Genomic DNA, 16,413 nt, shown 5'->3' with positions numbered 1-16,413 from the left:
CCTGTTCCCGTCACCAGGCCGGGGCCCCTCGCTGCCCGGCCACCATCACGGACAACCCGGTCCGGTCACCGCCCGCGCGCCGCCCAGGCGTGCTGTGGTGGGTGTGGGCACGATGCGCCGCTGGCCACGGCACAGGCACACCAGTCGGCACCCGGTTGGCCAAGGGTGCTGGATCGGCTTGCGCACGGACGGCACCCTTCCGGGGATGACGCGGCAGGCCCATGCGGTAGGCATTTCCTCGCCAGTTGCCGCCTCCCCCCCACTGCGTACCCAGGAGACACGATCGGGTGGTGTGTCGGCTGTGGCAGTGTTGACGGGCTGTTTTCGTCGGGGGTGGGTGTTGCAGTGTGGGCATGAACACTGCGCACGACATGCATGAGAGCCTGTTCCTGCTGGAGCGGGCTGGCCGGGACACCCTGGCAGAGCTGGCTCTGAAGGTACGGGAAGACGCCGAGGCGCGCGGGGTGACGGTATTGCCTGTGGCCTCCTTACCCGGTGAGGCCGTGGAGCTGTCCGGAGAGCTCACGCACGAGCAGGTCCTCGACGCCGCCCAGCAGGACGGGGCGCGCCTGCTGTACGTGCAGTTGGAGCGGGTCGACGCCGACGAAGCGCTATCCACGATCAGAAACATGGGAGAGCCGGGTCTGCGGGAGCGGCTGATCAAGGCCGTGACCGGGGTCGAGGGGTGGTGCTCCCGTCTGGAGGTCGGGTTCGTCTGCGATGGGGTGGTACACGTGCACGGCGTCGATGCCGACTGGGCGCGTGCCCTGCGCAAGCTCGAAGACCTGCCCTGCCGCCGCAGGTACTTGGGAGACCAGGACGAGGACGACATGCCCACGGCCCCGATGCCTCAGCAGGAGGTGCAGAAGTTGGCCGAGGTGCTGGCCGCCGATCCCGGTTTCCGCCGCGCCGCCTTCGCGGGCAGGGCCGCAGCGGCCAGGCAGGTGCCCGATCTGGCGCACTTGGCGAGCAATCGTGACGGGGGTTGGACGCTGACGCGGATCGTCGGTGTGGCATCGGAAGCGGTGCGCGAGCAGACCGAGGTGGTGGAGGAAGAACTGCTGGGCCGTCGGGTGGAGCTGGCGGCCCCGCTGGCCGCGGACACCGGCTACACCCTGATCAGGACCGCGGATGAGCGCTGCCGCCACGCCACGGAGTGGATGCTCGCCCACAGCCGGGGGTCTGCGGCTGTCGAAGGGCTGGATCAAGGAACTCGTCGCCCTGACCGGTGCCCCTTCCACACGACGTGGGGGTCACGGCGACCAGGACACGCTGATCTGAGCCCACGCGGCACGGGATGCGGGAGGGGGCGTCGCCGCGCTGGGGGTCAGGTGGTCTGCACCCAGTTCCCGGCGTCGGGCCGTCGCCCTTCGTGCGTGAGAAGCCCGTGCAATGCGGCGCGGACCGCGTCCAGCGGCACCTCGGCGTCGGGCGGCAGTTCCACCGGGGTGCCGAAATGCACCGCCAGCACAGGTCCCCCCGTGGAACTGCCGTTTGTCAGGTACCAGGTTCCCTCGGCGCAGCTGTAGCGCGCCACGCCCACACCGCGTGCCACGTCGGCGCCGATCAGCAGTTCATGGTCCGGCTCGTCGTCCTCGCCTGCCAGGGCGTAGGCGGTGGCTGCGGTGACGGTGCCCGGCGCGTGCGACGCCAACTCCTGCACGAAGGCGTCTACCTGCTCACGGGAGTCCAGTCGCTTCTCCGGCCGGTCGTTGTGCCATGCCACTTCCAGCACCATCGTCACAGCGGTTCCCTCCCGGAGTAGGCGCACTGCCCGCCGGGCCAGTGCACCGTGAGTCGCTGTCCCGGTCCCAGCACCCTGGGAAGCACGCGGTCGCAGCTGAACCTGCCCCGTCGGCAGGGCTCGTTGTTGACCGCCAACGTAGCGCGAGCCAGGCCTTCGGACCGCACTCGCGCGGCGACCTGCACCTCCACATGATCGGCCACGGCCAGTGTGCCGTGGGGCGGAGAGATCCCCAGGTGCCGCAGGACGTCCACGGCCTGTTCCCGCGCCTGCCCCCGACCGCTGTGCACCGGTCCCCGCACCGTCCGGTCCTGGTCGAGCCACAGGCCGCTGGTGCGGTCGGTCGGTGAGGAACGCACCGGCAATCTGCGCAGCAACGCCTCTGGTGTGACATCGGGCAGGTCCGAGACCGCAGGGACTGGGGATGTCCGACCGGCCGAGGTGGCTGGGGCGGTTGCCGGATCGCCCTCCAGTCGGTTCGCCGCGACGGTGGCCTCGCGTTGGATGGTGTTGAGCCGCGTCTGGATCTCCTCGATGCCCTCGGCAGCCTGTCGGAACCACTCGGACACCTGGAAAAACTCGTCCTGGCCGGACCCGCGCGCCACCACGTCGATCAGGTCTCGCGCTTCCTGGGCGGCGTCCAGCGCCGCCGCCAACTGCGCGAACGGGAGGTCCTCGATCACTTGGCGCAACGCCGCGACGACCTCGCCGATGCTCGCCATCAGCGGATTCCTGGTACGAGGACGATTTCGCCGCCTGCCCACCCCCACCTTTGTTCCACCACTGGACCCTATAGCGGGCCGCCGACAGTTCCAGTGGTGACCACTCTCGTGGGCCATGCGGGGAAGCCGCCTAGGACCGGTTCACCGCTCTGAAGGGTGTGCGTCGCGACGTGCACCGAGTTCAGCGGGCCTGGGGTGGGGCCCGCCATGTCGCTGGCGGGCCCCGGCCACTCGGCCCGAGCACATCCACGACGCGCTCACCGAAAGCCCGGCACGTGGACGGCATCCCGGCAGGAGGGCTCCAGCCCTACGGGGAAATCTCGCCGTCGCCAGAGGAGGAAGGAATTTTCGACATGACCGTGATTGCCCCCTGGGGCACATGAGGCAGTCCAGGCACTGGTCGGCTACCTCTGGAACGACGCGACTATCTGGACCAGCCACCCCGTGGGCGCGAGCACCACTTTTTCCTGTCGCCGTCCAGGGGTGCGGACTGGCTCGTGGAGACCGGTCACGAGGACACGGCTGCCCATGCCATCGATCCCGGCGAGGCCAAGATGACGCACGCGAGCCCGTCGCGGTCTCGACAAGGACTACCTTGGCTGGATCGAGTGGGACCTGGAAGGGGTCGCGCACCCGTGTCAGGCCGCCGAAGCCCTGTGGCGATCGGCTCGGGAGAGCACGGGCCCGGTCTCGGAACGCAGCCCACACTGGTCGACCCACGCTATCGCCGAGCCCTCAGCTTTCGCCCTGGCCTCGATCGCCGGATACCCCTCGTCCGGTCACGCGCGCATCGCAGTGGGCTGCCCATAAGCCCTCCGAGCCGGACGCTGCGGAGTGAACCCGTGTCGACGCAGCCACAACCCACGCCCTGCTCGGTCTTGTCCACGCCCACAACCGGGCAGATCAACTCGACCACCGCCGAGCGGATCCACAGCGGGCCACCGATCGGCAGTTCCTCGGACATGGTGAGCGGGCGCTCGCGCAGCACGCCTGACCGGGGCTGTATCGCATGTCAGTCAGGCCGCGTCGTCAACTCCGGTCACTACTGGAGCTGTCAGGTCGACACACCACCCAGGGCCGAACTCCTGCGCCTGCTTCGTGGGCGTCCGGTCGGGGTCCGTGGGCGTCCAGCCGGACGCCCACGGGTCCAGACCACGCCAGTACGCGGCGCTGAGCGCGGTGTCGATCTCCCACTCGCCCCCCTCCTGGATGAACGGGTGGTCCTCGTCGCCGCACGCCCACAACGACTCGCCGTGGTCGAACACCTCCAGCACCCACAGGCAATCGCGCAGCTCTCCGGACACGGTGACGTGGGTGGCGTCCAGGAAGTGTCGTTGGATTAGCGCCACCGCGTGGCTCCAGTAGAACCGCGCCGAGGTGACCTGGCGCGTGGCCCAGAACAGCGCCTGGCCCAGGTCCGTGTGGTAGGTGCTGTCGGTGTGGAGGGGCAGGCCGGTGTGCGGGGCGACAGGCGGGGTGGCGATCCACCCGATCCCGGTGCCGGGCAGCCTCGTCACCAGCGCGGGGTGGGCGCGCCGCCCCGAGGCGGCCACCACGTACACCTCCTCGCCGATGTCCGGTGCGCCCCGGTAGGCGATGACCTTCGGCAACGCGATCAGGTGCAGGGGGCGGGCGGGGGTGGACTCGCGCAGCTCCCGCAGTTGGGCCGGGGTGGGGGTTGGCGGGTCAAACGCCGTGCCGAACACGCTGTTCTTGAAGTCGATCACGGGTGTCTCCTTGCGTCATGGGGTGGGGCAGGTGTTGCCGGAAGCCACTGCGGCACCACCCGTCGGACGGGATCGGGGCTACTCCTCCTCGTCGTCCCGCATGGGGCTGCTGGCGGCGCAGCGCGCGCCGCAGCACGCGTGTTCGTCGCGCAGTTCGCTGACGGTCAGGGGGCGTGAGGAGTACGGGCACCAGTCGCCGATGTCGTTGCTGTGCTGGTTCCACACCGGGCGGGGATCGGACTCGGGCGGTGCGATGGCCACCGGCTGGTCCAGGTCCACCAGCCAGACGGTGGCAGGCATGCCGTGGCTGGCCACGGGCGTCCAGCCGGAGGCGGTCGGGTCCACGCCCGCGCCCTCGGCGCTGCTCAGCAGCGTGTTCGCGTCACGCTCGACGTCGATGCCGGGGCCGTGGGTGTCGCCGCGCCGCCAGAGCGTGCGCCGGTAAGTCACCTCCCCGGCGTAGACCCGGTTCAGCACCGTCAGCCGATCCTCCCGCGTGGAGAGCACCACGTGCGTGGCGCCGGGCCAGTGCCTGCGGATGAAGGCCACGGCCCGTGCCCACCGGTACTCGGGCCGGGCCAGGACCTCGGCCAGCCAACGGCATGCTCCGGGCAGGTCCTCCTGCTCGACGCGGTCGCGCTCGGCCGGGATCTCGTCGGTGACGGGGTCGGCGGGGCCGGTGACGGTCCATCCGCCGCTGCTTCCCGGTGTGCAGACCAGCAGTGCCGGGAAGAGCCTGGCCTCGCGTTCCAGGAACAGGCAGTACACCTCGAAGCCGCCGGTCCCCGTGGCCTTGTAGCCCCAGATGTCGGCGGCCAGTCGCACGGGGTGTTCCGGTGTGGAGGCGTCGCACAGGTCCCAGAGCACGGGCTCGGGGACCTGTGTGACGCAGGGCCGGGGAGTATGGGGCGCGGTCACGGTTTTCGCCTTTCGCGTGTCGTGGGGCGGGAGTCGGTGGTGGTGCCTGCGACTGCTCGGGCACCACCACCGGGCTGGTCAGTGCCCGTGGGCGAGCAGGGTGCGGGCGCAGCGGGTCACCGCGTGCCCCAAGGTCTCCAGGGTCACGGTGGTGCCCTCAGGCAGGGCGTCCATCCGACGCATAACGGCTTCCTTCAGACCCGGCACTCGTTCGGCCGCCTCTTTGATGAGCACGCGCACGGCCATCGCGAACGCCTCTCGGCTGGGGGGCTTGCCGTTGCCCAGCATCAGCAGCGCGGCGGGATCTTTCGCCACGAGCATGTCAAGGCCGTACAGCATGTTGTGGATCTCGAACGAAGCGGCCAACTCCCGCATCGACTCCTCTGCGTCGGTGCTCACGGGTCCTCCTTGTGGGTTGTCGTGGGATGGATGGGCGCGGTGGTGCTGCCGCACAGTTGTCCCGGCGCCACCACGCGGCGTCGACGAAGCGGTGACGAGGGCAGGTCAGGCGTTCCCGGCCCGATGCACGCGGCGGGCCGTCGGCCGGGCGCGCGTGGTTCAGCTGCGGTCCTCCACGCGGCCGGGGAGACGGACGTCGATGCCGCAGGCCTGACACAGGAACCTGTCGTGTTCGTGATCGCAGCTGTCCAACCCGCCGTAGATGCTGCCCTCGGTCACGTGCAACGGGTTGTGCCGCACGGCCACGTCGCGCTCGACGATCCGATCGGCGCTGCCGCACACCGGGCAGACCAGGTGCTCGTCGACGATGCGGGCCATCGGCTTGAGGTGCAGCGCGACGTGGGCGGCGACCTGCGGGCTCAGACCGGCCGCGCGCCACTCGCGCCAGCCAGGGTGGCCCAGGTCGTCCGGGAACATCCCGGTCAGGCTGGCGAAGTACCTGCCCGTGTCGACCAGCCAGAGCGCCAGGTCGTGGTCCTCGCCCGCGATGAGGCGTGCCTGTCGCCCCAGGTCGTCATCGTGCTCCAGGAAGTGGCGCATCCCGTGTGCCTCGCTGTAGTTCAGCGAGTCCCAGGTCCGAGTCGTCGCCTGCTGTTCGGGTGTCGTCTGGCCCATCGTCTCGCTCCTCGGCAGATGGTCGGCGTGGACGGGCGCACTCCCCAGCAGGCCGCCGGGTGGGCGGTCAGGGCTCGGCGAAGCCGACCGCGCAGCGGCTGTGGCCTTGACCGCCACCCGGCGGCCTGCTGGAGTCGGCGCGCGGCGCGCCACCTGACGGGAGGCGCGCTGGCCCCGCAGGACAGCTGGTCGGTGCCACCGCACCGATCGGGCGTGGTGGGCGCACCAGTCGGACATGGCAAGCAGCCCGGTCAGGGGTTTCTGCAGATAGCCAGGCAGGCGCCCCCTCGGTCCGGTTTCCGTCCCGGAAGGAGGGGGTGCCCGCGTTGACGGGCGCGAGCGCCAGGGCGGTGAGGGCACGACCGCGGAAGTCCTCGGGCGTGGCGTCGCTGAACAACTCATCGCTCTCATAGCCCAGGGCGTGCAGCGACCGCGCAGCGGCGTCGGCCTTGTCGGCCGGGCCTGGGGCTGGCTGGTATCCGGTGGGCCACATGCGGCGCGGCCGGATCATCGACGGCGTCACGTCGACACTGTTTAGGACGATGGTCGTCGGCCTGGACATGCAGGAAGCCCAGGTGGCGACGGTGCCTGTTCCGGCTGAAGGGGATGGCGGCCTAAGCGGCGGCCTGCGGCCTCCGTTCCGCGTGAGAGCGGAAGGGCAGGCCGCCGACCTGCGGTTCACCGAGTGGACGCGGACAAGTGCCGTAGAAGTAGCAGTCTGGTGCTGGCTACCTGGATTTGAGGCGGAGCGCCGATTTAGGGGTGGGGAAGGGCTGTGGATGACCTGGCCGCTGCTGCCGGACTCCGGCCCGGCATCTGAGGGGGAACTGGTCAGCGATCCGGCAGTTACTGGACTGCCCAGGTCCACCGCGCGTAGTAGCTGCAGCCCACTGCAAGTCCCCCTTGTTCCTGCCCGGATGCGCGACCAGTGTGGTGCCGGATGCCGCCGTTGTCCTGCGGAAGCCGGTCAGCGCCGCAGTGGCGCGCCCGGCGCGAAGCCGCATGTGGTTCGTGACCAGTCATTGCCTCGCGCGCAACCCGCTACGCCACGATGCCCCTTCTCGGACACGCGTTCACGCTATCGGCGTGGCCAGGGTCCAGAGAGCGGGGAGGATGCCTTCGGGCCGGTTCGTGGCGTAGACCAGCGGCCAGGGACGGCCATTGACCAGAATCTGCTCCCGAACGACCTGGCGTTCGGTCGGCTGCTCGATGCTCAGCGCGGGGCAACGCGCCATGGACAGGTCCACGCACCGCCGGTGCAGGGCGCTGGACATCAGCACCAAGCCTCCCGCGTCGACTAGCAGCCAGGCCTGGTGCTCCAGCCGCAGCCCGCACACCTGGCACAACCACTGCGTCTGGCACTGCTCCAGCCGAAGGGCGTCAACGTGTCGCCACCACGCCCGCCCGGCCGCCACCGGGGTCAGGTAGGTGTGCGGCAGCCCGTCGTAGAGCGGCCTGGGCCAGCCCGCGCCCGGCGCGGGCGCGTCCCTGCCCGCCGCGACCAGCCTGCGGTGCACCGACCACACCGACAGCGACATTCCCCACATGCTGCACTGGTCGTTGCCACACGCCACCCAGTCATCCTGCTCCTGCAGCGCTTGGCCGCAGGTCGGGCACGGCAGCGACTTGCCTGGGTCCGGTACCAACCCTTCGATGCTCGCGCTGATCCCGCGGGTCACCGTTCTGTCCCCGGTGTGTCCGCCTGCCGGTGGCGTAGCGCCGCGAGCTGGGCGACGAACTCCTCGGTCAACTGGTGGATCTTCCTCTCGTGCGGTCCGTGCGGGTCCAACCATGGCCTGTCGTGGACGCGGAGCCACTCCAGCGCCTCGTGGACCGCCTCGCCGACGGCCATCCGCGCGAAGTGCTCCAACCACTGCTCGACCGGGGCGTCGTCTTCGAGCACGTCGCCGCCGTACCACTCACCCACCACCGTCGCGCCGGGTGTGTAGGCATCGGGCATGTCCTCACCGAGCATCCGGTCGCGCTCGAAGACACGGGGCTGCTCTTCACATGCGAAGGTCAGCTGGTACTTCACCGTCGCGACGGCCTGCGCGAACCCTGTGCTCTCGGTATCCTGCCCCGGATCGGCGGACTGCGTCGAAAGGGTGGGCACGCTTTCGCGCGGTGTCACTGGGCTTTGGTGGTCGGGCGCAGGTCGCATCGCGTCGGCGGCCACCTGCGGTACTGCCCGCAGGACGACGTTCGGTGTCGTCGTGGGCGCGAACGCCCTGTCCTGCTTGTGGGTGGTGGGCGTTCGTTCCTCCCGGATCATGTGTTCTCCCTAGGTGCGCCCGTGTTGGGGTGGTGGTTGAGGTGGTTGGTCAGGTCGGCTAAGGCAGCGTCGAGCAGCGGGGAGTCCGCCCAAGCCAGGTAGGCGCGTCCGTGCGGCAACTTGTTCAGCTCGTGTCGCTCGTAGAGCTGTCGCGCCTTGTCGGTCGGGGTCTGTCCGTCCTGCTGCAACAACCCCAGTTCACGGGCCACCGCCATATGCTGCCCGACACCCAGCAGCGACCCGAAATGCATGGTCGGGTCACCTTCGACCGCACCTTTGACCAAGGCGATGATGAACACGTCCGGTGGCCAGGTCATACCGACACCACCACGTCTGCGACGTGGTCGAGCGCGTTGAACACGGCGGCGGACTCGGCGTGGTCATCGTGCTGGAAGTGCATGCTGCGATGGTGGGGCCACTGGTGGGCGGTGACCGCACGCAGTGCCCTGCTAGCAGGCACACCCGCACGCCGGAGCCACTCGGGCATGCTGGCCAGCGGTGCCTGCTCTGCGGCCTCGCGCAGCACTGTGGCGGCCCGCTCCAGCTCTTTGACTGCCTCGATGAGGTGACCGGCCAGTCGCCTGCCAGTGTCCTCCGGTACGTACTCGTGCCACTCCATCAGACCTCCCTTTATCAGTTCTCGGCTTCCACCGAAGCAAGGGGCACAACGGTTGCGCTCTTCTGCCCCCTCGAAGGCGATATCACATTCTCAGGCTTCACGGCACGATGTGGCGGAGCACTAGCTTGCCCCAAGACGCTACGCAGCCTTTCCGCTAGCGCTCGGTCGATGCCCGCCTCCAGGGCGTGCTCGGCTGACAGCGGAGGGGCATCGCGACTTGTCGGAGTGAGATCCCTGTTGTGTGCCAGGGCTCATTCAGGCGGACGAACGCCGCGAAGCCGGACATGTCCGGCTTCGCGGCAAGAGGGACAGGTCAGTGCCTGGACACTAAGTCGATCACCATCGCGGTGGCGTTGTCCGCGTGCAGATGTTCTGTGCTCCGCTCGACCAGCAGCTGCGCACAAGCCTGCGGGTCGACCACATCGGTACACAGGGACTTGAGGCCCTGCTGTTTCGCGAGATCGCCGATCCCGTCACTGGCCAGGATGAGCCTGCCGGTGCCGGTCGTGACAGTGGCGTTGCCGTGGGGGAGGCGGTCGGCGGTGCCCACGGTGGTCAGCACGATGTTGTCGTGCTGGGAGGCATGGAATTCCGGCCACCCGAGCTCGTGCAACTGCTGCCCTTCGGTGTGTGGGGTGGTCAACCGGGTGACCCCGGTGGAATTGACCAGCCACGCGACGCAGTCACCGACCCAGACCAGATCCCAGGTGATGTCTTGTCCGGTCGCTGTCGGACGGCTGACCGCGAGCACCATGACCGTATCGCCATCGTAGACCAGGTCAGCCTCGGTCAGGATGTCCCGTGCGTTCATCAGGCCGGTCACCGCGTACGAGTCCGGGGCCTCCAGAGCGCAGGCCACAGCGGCGGTCGCCGCCACAGCCGCAGCCCTCGCCGCGTGCGGGCGTTGACCGATGCCATCGGCGACAGCGAACGCTGCCATCCCCGTGTCATCGTCTACAGCGCAGGCGTAGGAGTCGGCATTGCACTGCCGAGATCCGATGGAGGTGTGAATGCCAACCCTGTGGACGGGGAGGCCTGAGTCGCGCTCCAAGTGGTCGAGCGCGTTGGTCAAGGATGACGCGTCAGCGACAACCATGTTCCAGCCGCAGGAGCAACGAAGCAGCACCTCCTGCTCCTCTTGAGTGCTAAACACACGCTGGAATTCAAAGCCGCTGAGGCTGGCGGCAGGCTGTAGTTGCACTTTGTGCAGAATCCCCCACTTTTCAGTGAGCGTGATCGTGCGGGGCGCATCGGGCATGGGTTCGGCTCTCCGTCCGGTGTGGGACGTGGACGGGCGGTGCGCAGCACGCTGCGGCCGGGGCCCGCAGGGGCGGCGGGGGTTCCGCCGGGGCCTGTCCGACACTCATCAACCAACCAGCGCTGTCGGCCCCGGCGGTTCATCGCCGCGTACCCCGACCGCAGTGTGCTCACCTTGCGCCGCTCCACGCCCCACCGGCCGAGCAGAACGGACCAGTAGAACGTCGCGGCTAACTCTTGGTGCGGAGGTGGCGGAGTTTGACGCGTGCGTTGTCGGTGGTGAACCGCCAGCGGACCTGGCGTTGCAGCGGGTTGGCCGGGGTGCTCCAGTGCGGTGTGCGGTTGGCCTGGGTTCAGGCGTACGCGGCGACCTGGGCGAGGCATGGGTTGGACAGCGACGGCGGGCCGGGGACCGGCACCGGGTTGGAGGCGGTGGCGCCGGGCATCAGGAATACCATCGTGTAGCCAGTGGTCACCAGGACGAGCCCGCCCCAGGTCGAGTTGCCCGCCACGGTGCAGCCGGTGGCGGGTGACCGAGTAGGTGCCCGCGCCCAGCCCGTCGGACCAGCTCGAACGCGCGGCCGCCACCGGCCAACAGAAGCCTGCTGGCGGCGAGCGGCCCGTCGCCCAGCACACGACCGGACCGGTGCCCGCCGACACCAAGAGCCGGACCGCGCCCCGTGCCGAGGAGGCCCGTCAGCGCGCCGCCCGACTCGCCGAACAGCAACAACGTACCCATCAACAGCGTCCGGACCAGGCCCCACGCCGCCCCGCTCCGGGACGGGGCCCGTGTCCCGGCTACTGACACGTCGAGCACGCCGCAGCGCGCGAAACGCGCATCGTTTTCGAGGAGGAATCCGCAGGGCCGAGGGAGTGACCACGCCTCCACGTGGTCGGCAATCCCCACTGGTGTGGGGATGTTTCTGCGTTCCCGTTCCGGCGCGCTCGTCCAGATATCACCCACCACGTGCAGGCGAGACCCCAGTTCTCCCCACAGACCGCAACAGGAGCACCCGCCGGGGTGACGCATTTTCACGGTGTGCACGCCGAACCGGTGCGCCGTGCGTGGCAGAGCCTCGGACGGCGGCAGGATGACGACCGTGCGGATCCCCTGGGACGAACTGGCCGAATCACCGAAGAAAGCCGAGCAGCTGTTCGACTTGCTCATGCACGCGGAGTACGGCGACCGGGTGCGCACGATCAACGGCTCCGGAGGCGATGGTGGCCGCGACGCCTAAATCGAGGACATCCACTGCGCGATGGAGTTCAAGAGCTGGACGAAGCTGGGCAAGTCCCAGCGCGCGCAGGTCGTCCACTCCCTTAAGCAGCTCGTCGGAACCGAGACCTCCTCGTGGGTGCTCGTTGCGCCGGTGCACGCGACCCCAGGGGACTTGCAGTGGTTCAACAGCTTGAAAGGGCGCTATCGCAACTCGTTCGAGATGGTGTTCCGCGATGTGCGCTGGTTGGAGCTCAAGCTCGCCGAGCGGCCCGACATCGCCCGGTACATGTTGACCACCCCACACCAGGAGGTGATCGACATGCAGCGCGAACTCTGCCAGGAACAGGCTGGCTTGGTCGGTGGGGTTCCGGACCTGCCCAAGCGCCTGGACGTTCTGCGTAGCCGGTCCGACGAGTTTTCACCGGTCTGGGGCTTGGACTTTGCCTCCCGCGGCGGTCAGAACTCGGTGTTCGTGCACCTCAAGCAAGCCAGCCCGCCCCAGCGCATCGAGATCCACCTCGGAGTCGTCGACGATGACCCGGCGGGGCCTGCCGTGACTGAAGCCGTCGCCGCCGCGCTGCACTATGGCAGTGGCACGGTCATCGAGCCCGGCTACATCAACCGCGTCGACAACGAGGCGATCACCGCGCTGAACCTCCCGTGGGAACAGATGGGGATGGTGCTTCCCGAGCAGCGCGTCACCGCGGGGTTCCCGCGTGCGGCCACGCTGCGCGCCCGCCCCATCGATGGCACGATAGGGCGCCCGCTGCACCTGACCCTGCACTACGCCATCGAGGGCTCTCTCGGCATGCATGTGCACGGCACCGACTCGACCGGCGTGCTGCGGCTGCGCCTGCGGATCGATCGCCCCGTCCCGGAGCGGGGCTCAAACGTCGGCATGCTGCTGCAGTACGGCCCCAAGGACGAGCAGCACGCCGCCTCGGTCGACCCCGAGGCGCTGTTGCGCACCGTTACCGTCCTCGACTCCCTGGACCAGGCGCCCCGTATGGTCCTGGTGCTGGGCACCGAGCAGATCGACCTCGATGCCCAGACCCGCGACCCCACCGGGGCCTTCGCCCCGATCGCCCGCATCTTGCAGGACTTCGTCTTCGTCCGTGATGAACTCGACGTGGTGCTTCCGCTGCCCGCCCGCTGGTCACGCCGCGACGAACGCAACATCGCCATCCTGGCTGGCCTGCTTCGCGGTGACGAGGTCTCCATGCCGCTGAGCACCACGGTGTGCCACCAGATCGGCACCGCCGAGGAAGCACGGCTCTACATGGACCTCCTCGAGACCGGTCACGGCGGGCGGATCGACTTTCAGATGGTCGGTCTGACCCTGCCCGTCGGAGAGGTGCTGGTACCGGTGGACCCGCTCTACGTCGCGTTCTCCCGAGCACGGATCACCAACGCCGCCGAAGTCGCCGAAGCCTTGGCCGCCGAGGAGCAGATCGTGCCGGTCGACATCGGCCCGGCTCCCGACTCAGCCGTCCTGGGACGCAGAACGTCGTTCCCAGGTCCCGATCTGGACGACGAGGCGGAGATGCCCTCGCTCTAAACCGGTCAGTGCCTTCCGCCTCTCGTCGCCGCGCCGGAAGGACAGCGGGGCGGTGGGCGTGTTCGTCCCGCCCTCGGCGGTGCGGTCGTCGGCGTCGGTCGCGTCGGCGGTGTCGGGCTCAGGGGTTGCTGATCACTCAGCGTTCCGCGGGTGACGTGGCGAATTCTCGGCAGGCCCGCCCCGGCCGGGTCGGTGATCTCGGCGGGGGCGGGCGCGTCGGGCGAGCCGAGGGGACTTGCCCGCTGGTCAGTGGAAGGGGCGTGCCTCGAACGGGTGCCCATGCGTGTTGGTCCAGTGCTCCCGCCCCGTCGGCTGCCTGTCGGCGCGCCACTGGTCGCTCCAGGAGTTCATGGCGTGGTGGCCGCCGGGTGCCTGCGCCGGGCGCAGGATCGCCTCCGGCCAGAACTGCTCCAGCGGCACCTCGTAGCCCGACTCGGCCATGATCCTCACCCCCGGCCGCTCCAGCAGGGCACGCCATGCCGCGCAGTCCACCAGCCCCTCGTCCGGGTGGGCGCGGAACAGGAACTCCCAGTGCGCCGATGCGCAGCCGATGTGCAGTCCCGTCTCGTGCCCGGCCCACCGCTCCACCGCCGCCAAACCCGTGTCCACCGCGTAGTAGCTGTAGCCCATCGTCCGCCGCTCCTCTGTGTCCTGTGTCCAATGTCGGTGTCGTGCCTCGCCTGCGTCACCGCCCCGACCGCAGCTGGCCCCTCGGCACTCCTGCGCCGGTTGGCGGGCCGGGTTCTTCAAGCGTGCGCGCCGTCGCCGCGCACCGCACGTCCGCTCACGCACGGGCGTGGTTCACGCGCTCTCCTGGGGTGTGCTCGCCTCGGTGTCCGCTAGGTCGGCCAGAGCGGCGTCGACCAGTGGGTGCTCCCTCCACGCCAGGTAGGCGCGTCCCGGCGGGAGCGCGTGCAGCCGGTGCCGGTCGTAGAGCGCCCGCGCCTTGGCGGTCGGGGTCTGTCCGTCCTGCTCCAGCAGTCCCGCCGCGCGGGCCACCGCGAGATGCTGCTCGAGGCCGCCCAGGGAGCCGAAGTGCCGGGTGGTGTCGCCTTCCACCGCGCCCTTGACCAGGGCGATGGTGAACAGGTCCGGTGGCCGCGTCATCCCGATGCACGTCCGCCGTCGCGGGCGAGCGCGGTGAACGCGGCCGCGGCCTGGGCATGGTCGGCGCCCTGGAAGTGCGTGCCGTGCTGGTCGACCAGCAGGTAGGCGCGGACCGCGGTGGACCAGGTCAGCAACAGGACGCCGGCCTGGGCCACGACGATCCTGTCCCGCCGGTCGGCCAACCCGCGGAGCACCAGCAGCTTGGCCTGCTCGGCGGTCAGCTCCGGCGGGACCTCCCGGCGGGGTGCGGGGTGGAGCAGTCCGGCGTCGGCCAGGGCCCGCGCCGCCTCGCGCGCGGTGTGCTCGCCCAGGCCACGCGGGCCGTACCGGGTGTTGTCGACCTCGCGGGTGCGCAGCACGTGCTCGACCATCGCGAGCACGTCCTCGCCGACCTCGTGCGTCACGCTCACGCTCGCCCTCCCGCCGTGTCCGGGTCGTGCGGTGCGGACGTGGCGCCGCCTGCTGCCGGGGACAGCTCCAGTTCCCGGTCGCAGTTCGCCGCGCTCTCGGCGATCGCGCCCTGCGGCAGGTTGCCGAGCGCGACGGTGACCGCGCGCAGCGCTCCACCGGCCAGCACGCCCGCGTGCCGGGGCCCCGCGGGCGTGCCGACCAACGGCACCTGCCGCGCGGCCTCGCGCAGCGCGGCGGCGGCCCGCTCCAGCTCCTCGGCCGCCTCGGTGAGATGACCGGCCAGTCGACCACCGGTGCCCTGCAGCACGTGCTCGCGCCACTCCATGAGACCTCCCCTTCGTCCGTTCCCCGCCCGCCCCGAACGGGAGCGGGCTGGCTTGCTCTCCTCACCGCCCCCGTTCGGGGCGGTGTCACTGCCCAGGGCCCGCCGGTGTCAGCGCGGCCGAGCCCCGACCTGCGTCAGGACGGTGCGCAGGCTCTCCGGTAGCGCCCGGCCGACGTCGGGCTCCACGGCGTGTTCGGGCACGCCCCGCTCCAGAAGTCGCCGCCCGACCGCGTGGTCGGCCGACAGCAGGGGGACGGGATGGCCCATCTCGGCGTAGGCGTCCTGCCGCCACCCACGGGTGAACGCGATGCCCAGGTAGGCGCTGCCGGGCGGGGTCCAGGTCGGGTCCAGGGCCTGCCGCCCGCCGGGACGGGCGCACCAGGCGTGCTCGGTGGCAAGCCACGCGGGCGAGCCCGGGTCGGCGAACCCCTCGACGTAGAGCAGGCCCGTGCCGCAGGTGTTGGAGTGGGCGGTGGCGTAGCAGGTGCCGGGCTCGCCGTACTCCAGGTCATCGCTTTCCCCGCGGGTCGGGGTGAACAGGCGACCGTGGGCCAACAGCACCGAGAACCACCACAGGTGCGCGCGCGTGGAGCGCTCCTGGCCGACGTCCAGCGCGTGGTTGTGCACGGCCATGCGCGCGCTGGCGCACAGCCACACCAGCAGCCCGCGTTCGGCCGAGGTCGTGTCGGGAGCGTCGTGCTCGTCGAGCGCGAACACCGTCCCCGCGGGGCGGGCCAGGCCGGTCGGTGGGCGCGTCATGGACAACTCCTCGAGGGGCGGGCGCGGCGGCGCGCTGTCGGCTCGCCACGCGAACGTCCGGACGCGGCGGGGCGGCCGGTGCCGGGCTGATGGCTGGTCATGGCCGCAGGTCGCGACGCCGGTCAGGGGGACGCGGGTCAGGGTAGGGGCGGGGTGTGGCTTTCGTGGTCCCCGGCAGGCGGGGAGAGCAGGTCGACGAGGGTGCCGATCCTGCGCAGGGCGACCGGGGAGGGGGCGGCACCGGCACGCACCGACTCGGCCAGCGCGCCCAGCGCCGCCGTCGCGGCGCGCTCGACCGGCCGCTCGGCGGCGGCCGAGGGCAGGCCCCGCATCCGGTCGGCCAGCAGCTCCCGCACCTTGCTGCTTGCGGCACGCTCGGCGGCGACGGCCTCCAGGTCCCGCACGCGCCGATCCAGGGCCTCGCGGAGGCGGTCCATGCGCTCCTCGACGTCGGCCAGGGCGGGCAGGCGCAGCTCGGTCAGGCCGATCTCCTCCATCCGCGCCAGCAACTCCAGGGCGTCGGCCATCGCCGCGACCTGGGGGTCGTCGACAGCGGACGAGGTGCGCACGGCCTCCACGTTCGCGTGGAAGCGGCGCAGAGCCTGCTGCTGTACGGGGTGCATCGGCACCGTCATGACGGTCATCCTTCCTCGGGGACGGGGTCAGTCGACAGGGCGGCACTGCTCGAGCAGAGCAGCGAG

Annotated in this window: 21 protein-coding genes; 2 read left to right on the top strand and 19 right to left on the bottom strand. The window is 70.3% G+C overall.

Annotation, left to right across the window (positions count from 1 at the left end):
* Positions 1-611: 611 nt before the first annotated feature.
* From LV78_RS26835 to LV78_RS26775, 13 genes are all read right to left on the bottom strand, one after another.
* Positions 612-1,148: a hypothetical protein gene (locus tag LV78_RS26835; protein WP_253848422.1), complete on the bottom strand. Its 537-nt coding sequence runs from the start codon at positions 1,146-1,148 to the stop codon at positions 612-614.
* Positions 1,149-1,327: 179 nt separating this feature from the next.
* On the bottom strand, positions 1,328-1,738 hold the full coding sequence (locus LV78_RS26830; RefSeq protein ID WP_253848624.1) for an Imm1 family immunity protein: 411 nt from the start codon (positions 1,736-1,738) through the stop codon (positions 1,328-1,330).
* A gap of 2 nt (positions 1,739-1,740) precedes the next feature.
* Positions 1,741-2,466: a DddA-like double-stranded DNA deaminase toxin gene (locus LV78_RS26825; protein WP_253848421.1), complete on the bottom strand. Its 726-nt coding sequence runs from the start codon at positions 2,464-2,466 to the stop codon at positions 1,741-1,743.
* A 1,016-nt stretch (positions 2,467-3,482) separates the two neighbouring features.
* Positions 3,483-4,193: a hypothetical protein gene (locus tag LV78_RS26820; RefSeq protein WP_253848420.1), complete on the bottom strand. Its 711-nt coding sequence runs from the start codon at positions 4,191-4,193 to the stop codon at positions 3,483-3,485.
* A 78-nt stretch (positions 4,194-4,271) separates the two neighbouring features.
* Positions 4,272-5,060 (bottom strand): hypothetical protein, encoded by a 789-nt coding sequence (locus tag LV78_RS26815; protein WP_253848419.1) that lies wholly within the window; start codon positions 5,058-5,060, stop codon positions 4,272-4,274.
* A 129-nt stretch (positions 5,061-5,189) separates the two neighbouring features.
* Positions 5,190-5,510: a hypothetical protein gene (locus LV78_RS26810; RefSeq protein WP_253848418.1), complete on the bottom strand. Its 321-nt coding sequence runs from the start codon at positions 5,508-5,510 to the stop codon at positions 5,190-5,192.
* A gap of 159 nt (positions 5,511-5,669) precedes the next feature.
* Positions 5,670-6,185 carry a hypothetical protein gene (locus LV78_RS26805; protein WP_253848417.1) on the bottom strand — a complete coding sequence of 172 codons (516 nt, stop codon included), beginning with the start codon at positions 6,183-6,185 and terminating at the stop codon, positions 5,670-5,672.
* Positions 6,186-7,258: 1,073 nt separating this feature from the next.
* A complete protein-coding gene (locus LV78_RS26800) occupies positions 7,259-7,723 on the bottom strand; it encodes a hypothetical protein (protein WP_253848416.1) in 465 nt (154 codons plus the stop codon).
* 137 nt (positions 7,724-7,860) lie between these two features.
* Entirely contained in the window at positions 7,861-8,457 is a 597-nt protein-coding gene (locus LV78_RS26795; RefSeq protein ID WP_253848415.1) for a hypothetical protein, read from the bottom strand.
* A complete protein-coding gene (locus LV78_RS26790; protein ID WP_253848414.1) occupies positions 8,454-8,774 on the bottom strand; it encodes a hypothetical protein in 321 nt (106 codons plus the stop codon). The genes LV78_RS26795 and LV78_RS26790 overlap by 4 nt, the downstream gene beginning before the upstream one ends.
* Complete coding sequence (locus LV78_RS26785; RefSeq protein WP_253848413.1) at positions 8,771-9,076, bottom strand: hypothetical protein; 306 nt, start codon at positions 9,074-9,076, stop codon at positions 8,771-8,773. Before LV78_RS26785 ends, LV78_RS26790 begins: the two co-directional genes overlap by 4 nt.
* A gap of 313 nt (positions 9,077-9,389) precedes the next feature.
* Positions 9,390-10,334 (bottom strand): PP2C family protein-serine/threonine phosphatase, encoded by a 945-nt coding sequence (locus tag LV78_RS26780; RefSeq protein ID WP_253848412.1) that lies wholly within the window; start codon positions 10,332-10,334, stop codon positions 9,390-9,392.
* Between the two features lie 352 nt (positions 10,335-10,686).
* Positions 10,687-10,845: a hypothetical protein gene (locus LV78_RS26775; protein ID WP_253848411.1), complete on the bottom strand. Its 159-nt coding sequence runs from the start codon at positions 10,843-10,845 to the stop codon at positions 10,687-10,689.
* Between the two features lie 588 nt (positions 10,846-11,433).
* Between LV78_RS26775 and LV78_RS26770 the strand changes: the two genes are divergently transcribed.
* Together LV78_RS26770 and LV78_RS26765 are read left to right on the top strand one after the other, a co-directional pair.
* Positions 11,434-11,571 (top strand): hypothetical protein, encoded by a 138-nt coding sequence (locus LV78_RS26770; RefSeq protein WP_253848410.1) that lies wholly within the window; start codon positions 11,434-11,436, stop codon positions 11,569-11,571.
* 21 nt (positions 11,572-11,592) lie between these two features.
* Positions 11,593-13,110: a hypothetical protein gene (locus tag LV78_RS26765; protein ID WP_253848409.1), complete on the top strand. Its 1,518-nt coding sequence runs from the start codon at positions 11,593-11,595 to the stop codon at positions 13,108-13,110.
* 246 nt (positions 13,111-13,356) lie between these two features.
* Here the strand turns inward: LV78_RS26765 and LV78_RS26760 are convergent, their stop codons facing one another.
* From LV78_RS26760 to LV78_RS26735, 6 genes are all read right to left on the bottom strand, one after another.
* Positions 13,357-13,740, bottom strand: coding sequence for a hypothetical protein (locus LV78_RS26760; protein WP_253848408.1), 384 nt, complete (start codon positions 13,738-13,740; stop codon positions 13,357-13,359).
* 171 nt (positions 13,741-13,911) lie between these two features.
* Complete coding sequence (locus LV78_RS26755) at positions 13,912-14,217, bottom strand: hypothetical protein (protein WP_253848407.1); 306 nt, start codon at positions 14,215-14,217, stop codon at positions 13,912-13,914.
* Complete coding sequence (locus LV78_RS26750; protein ID WP_253848406.1) at positions 14,214-14,627, bottom strand: hypothetical protein; 414 nt, start codon at positions 14,625-14,627, stop codon at positions 14,214-14,216. The genes LV78_RS26755 and LV78_RS26750 overlap by 4 nt, the downstream gene beginning before the upstream one ends.
* Positions 14,624-14,953, bottom strand: coding sequence for a hypothetical protein (locus tag LV78_RS26745; protein ID WP_253848405.1), 330 nt, complete (start codon positions 14,951-14,953; stop codon positions 14,624-14,626). The genes LV78_RS26750 and LV78_RS26745 overlap by 4 nt, the downstream gene beginning before the upstream one ends.
* A 108-nt stretch (positions 14,954-15,061) precedes the next feature.
* Positions 15,062-15,712 carry a hypothetical protein gene (locus LV78_RS26740; protein WP_253848404.1) on the bottom strand — a complete coding sequence of 217 codons (651 nt, stop codon included), beginning with the start codon at positions 15,710-15,712 and terminating at the stop codon, positions 15,062-15,064.
* A 137-nt stretch (positions 15,713-15,849) separates the two neighbouring features.
* Entirely contained in the window at positions 15,850-16,356 is a 507-nt protein-coding gene (locus LV78_RS26735) for a BAR domain-containing protein (protein WP_253848403.1), read from the bottom strand.
* Positions 16,357-16,413: the final 57 nt, after the last annotated feature.

Origin of the sequence: Actinosynnema pretiosum, from assembly GCF_024171695.1 — a bacterium.
Classification (GTDB): Bacteria; Actinomycetota; Actinomycetes; order Mycobacteriales; family Pseudonocardiaceae; genus Actinosynnema; species Actinosynnema pretiosum.
This window is presented reverse-complemented; position numbering and strand designations above follow the sequence as displayed.

What these genes read in the sequence shown, in the direction of transcription:
- LV78_RS26830 (WP_253848624.1), bottom strand. Translation starts at nt 1,738, where the DNA reads ATGGTGCTGGAAGTGGCATGGCACAACGACCGGCCGGAGAAGCGACTG.
- LV78_RS26825 (WP_253848421.1), bottom strand. Translation starts at nt 2,466, where the DNA reads ATGGCGAGCATCGGCGAGGTCGTCGCGGCGTTGCGCCAAGTGATCGAG.
- LV78_RS26805 (WP_253848417.1), bottom strand. Translation starts at nt 6,185, where the DNA reads ATGGGCCAGACGACACCCGAACAGCAGGCGACGACTCGGACCTGGGAC.
- LV78_RS26800 (WP_253848416.1), bottom strand. Translation starts at nt 7,723, where the DNA reads ATGTCGCTGTCGGTGTGGTCGGTGCACCGCAGGCTGGTCGCGGCGGGC.
- LV78_RS26795 (WP_253848415.1), bottom strand. Translation starts at nt 8,457, where the DNA reads ATGATCCGGGAGGAACGAACGCCCACCACCCACAAGCAGGACAGGGCG.
- LV78_RS26790 (WP_253848414.1), bottom strand. Translation starts at nt 8,774, where the DNA reads ATGACCTGGCCACCGGACGTGTTCATCATCGCCTTGGTCAAAGGTGCG.
- LV78_RS26785 (WP_253848413.1), bottom strand. Translation starts at nt 9,076, where the DNA reads ATGGAGTGGCACGAGTACGTACCGGAGGACACTGGCAGGCGACTGGCC.
- LV78_RS26780 (WP_253848412.1), bottom strand. Translation starts at nt 10,334, where the DNA reads ATGCCCGATGCGCCCCGCACGATCACGCTCACTGAAAAGTGGGGGATT.
- LV78_RS26765 (WP_253848409.1), top strand. Translation starts at nt 11,593, where the DNA reads ATGGAGTTCAAGAGCTGGACGAAGCTGGGCAAGTCCCAGCGCGCGCAG.
- LV78_RS26760 (WP_253848408.1), bottom strand. Translation starts at nt 13,740, where the DNA reads ATGGGCTACAGCTACTACGCGGTGGACACGGGTTTGGCGGCGGTGGAG.
- LV78_RS26755 (WP_253848407.1), bottom strand. Translation starts at nt 14,217, where the DNA reads ATGACGCGGCCACCGGACCTGTTCACCATCGCCCTGGTCAAGGGCGCG.
- LV78_RS26745 (WP_253848405.1), bottom strand. Translation starts at nt 14,953, where the DNA reads ATGGAGTGGCGCGAGCACGTGCTGCAGGGCACCGGTGGTCGACTGGCC.
- LV78_RS26740 (WP_253848404.1), bottom strand. Translation starts at nt 15,712, where the DNA reads ATGACGCGCCCACCGACCGGCCTGGCCCGCCCCGCGGGGACGGTGTTC.
- LV78_RS26735 (WP_253848403.1), bottom strand. Translation starts at nt 16,356, where the DNA reads ATGACCGTCATGACGGTGCCGATGCACCCCGTACAGCAGCAGGCTCTG.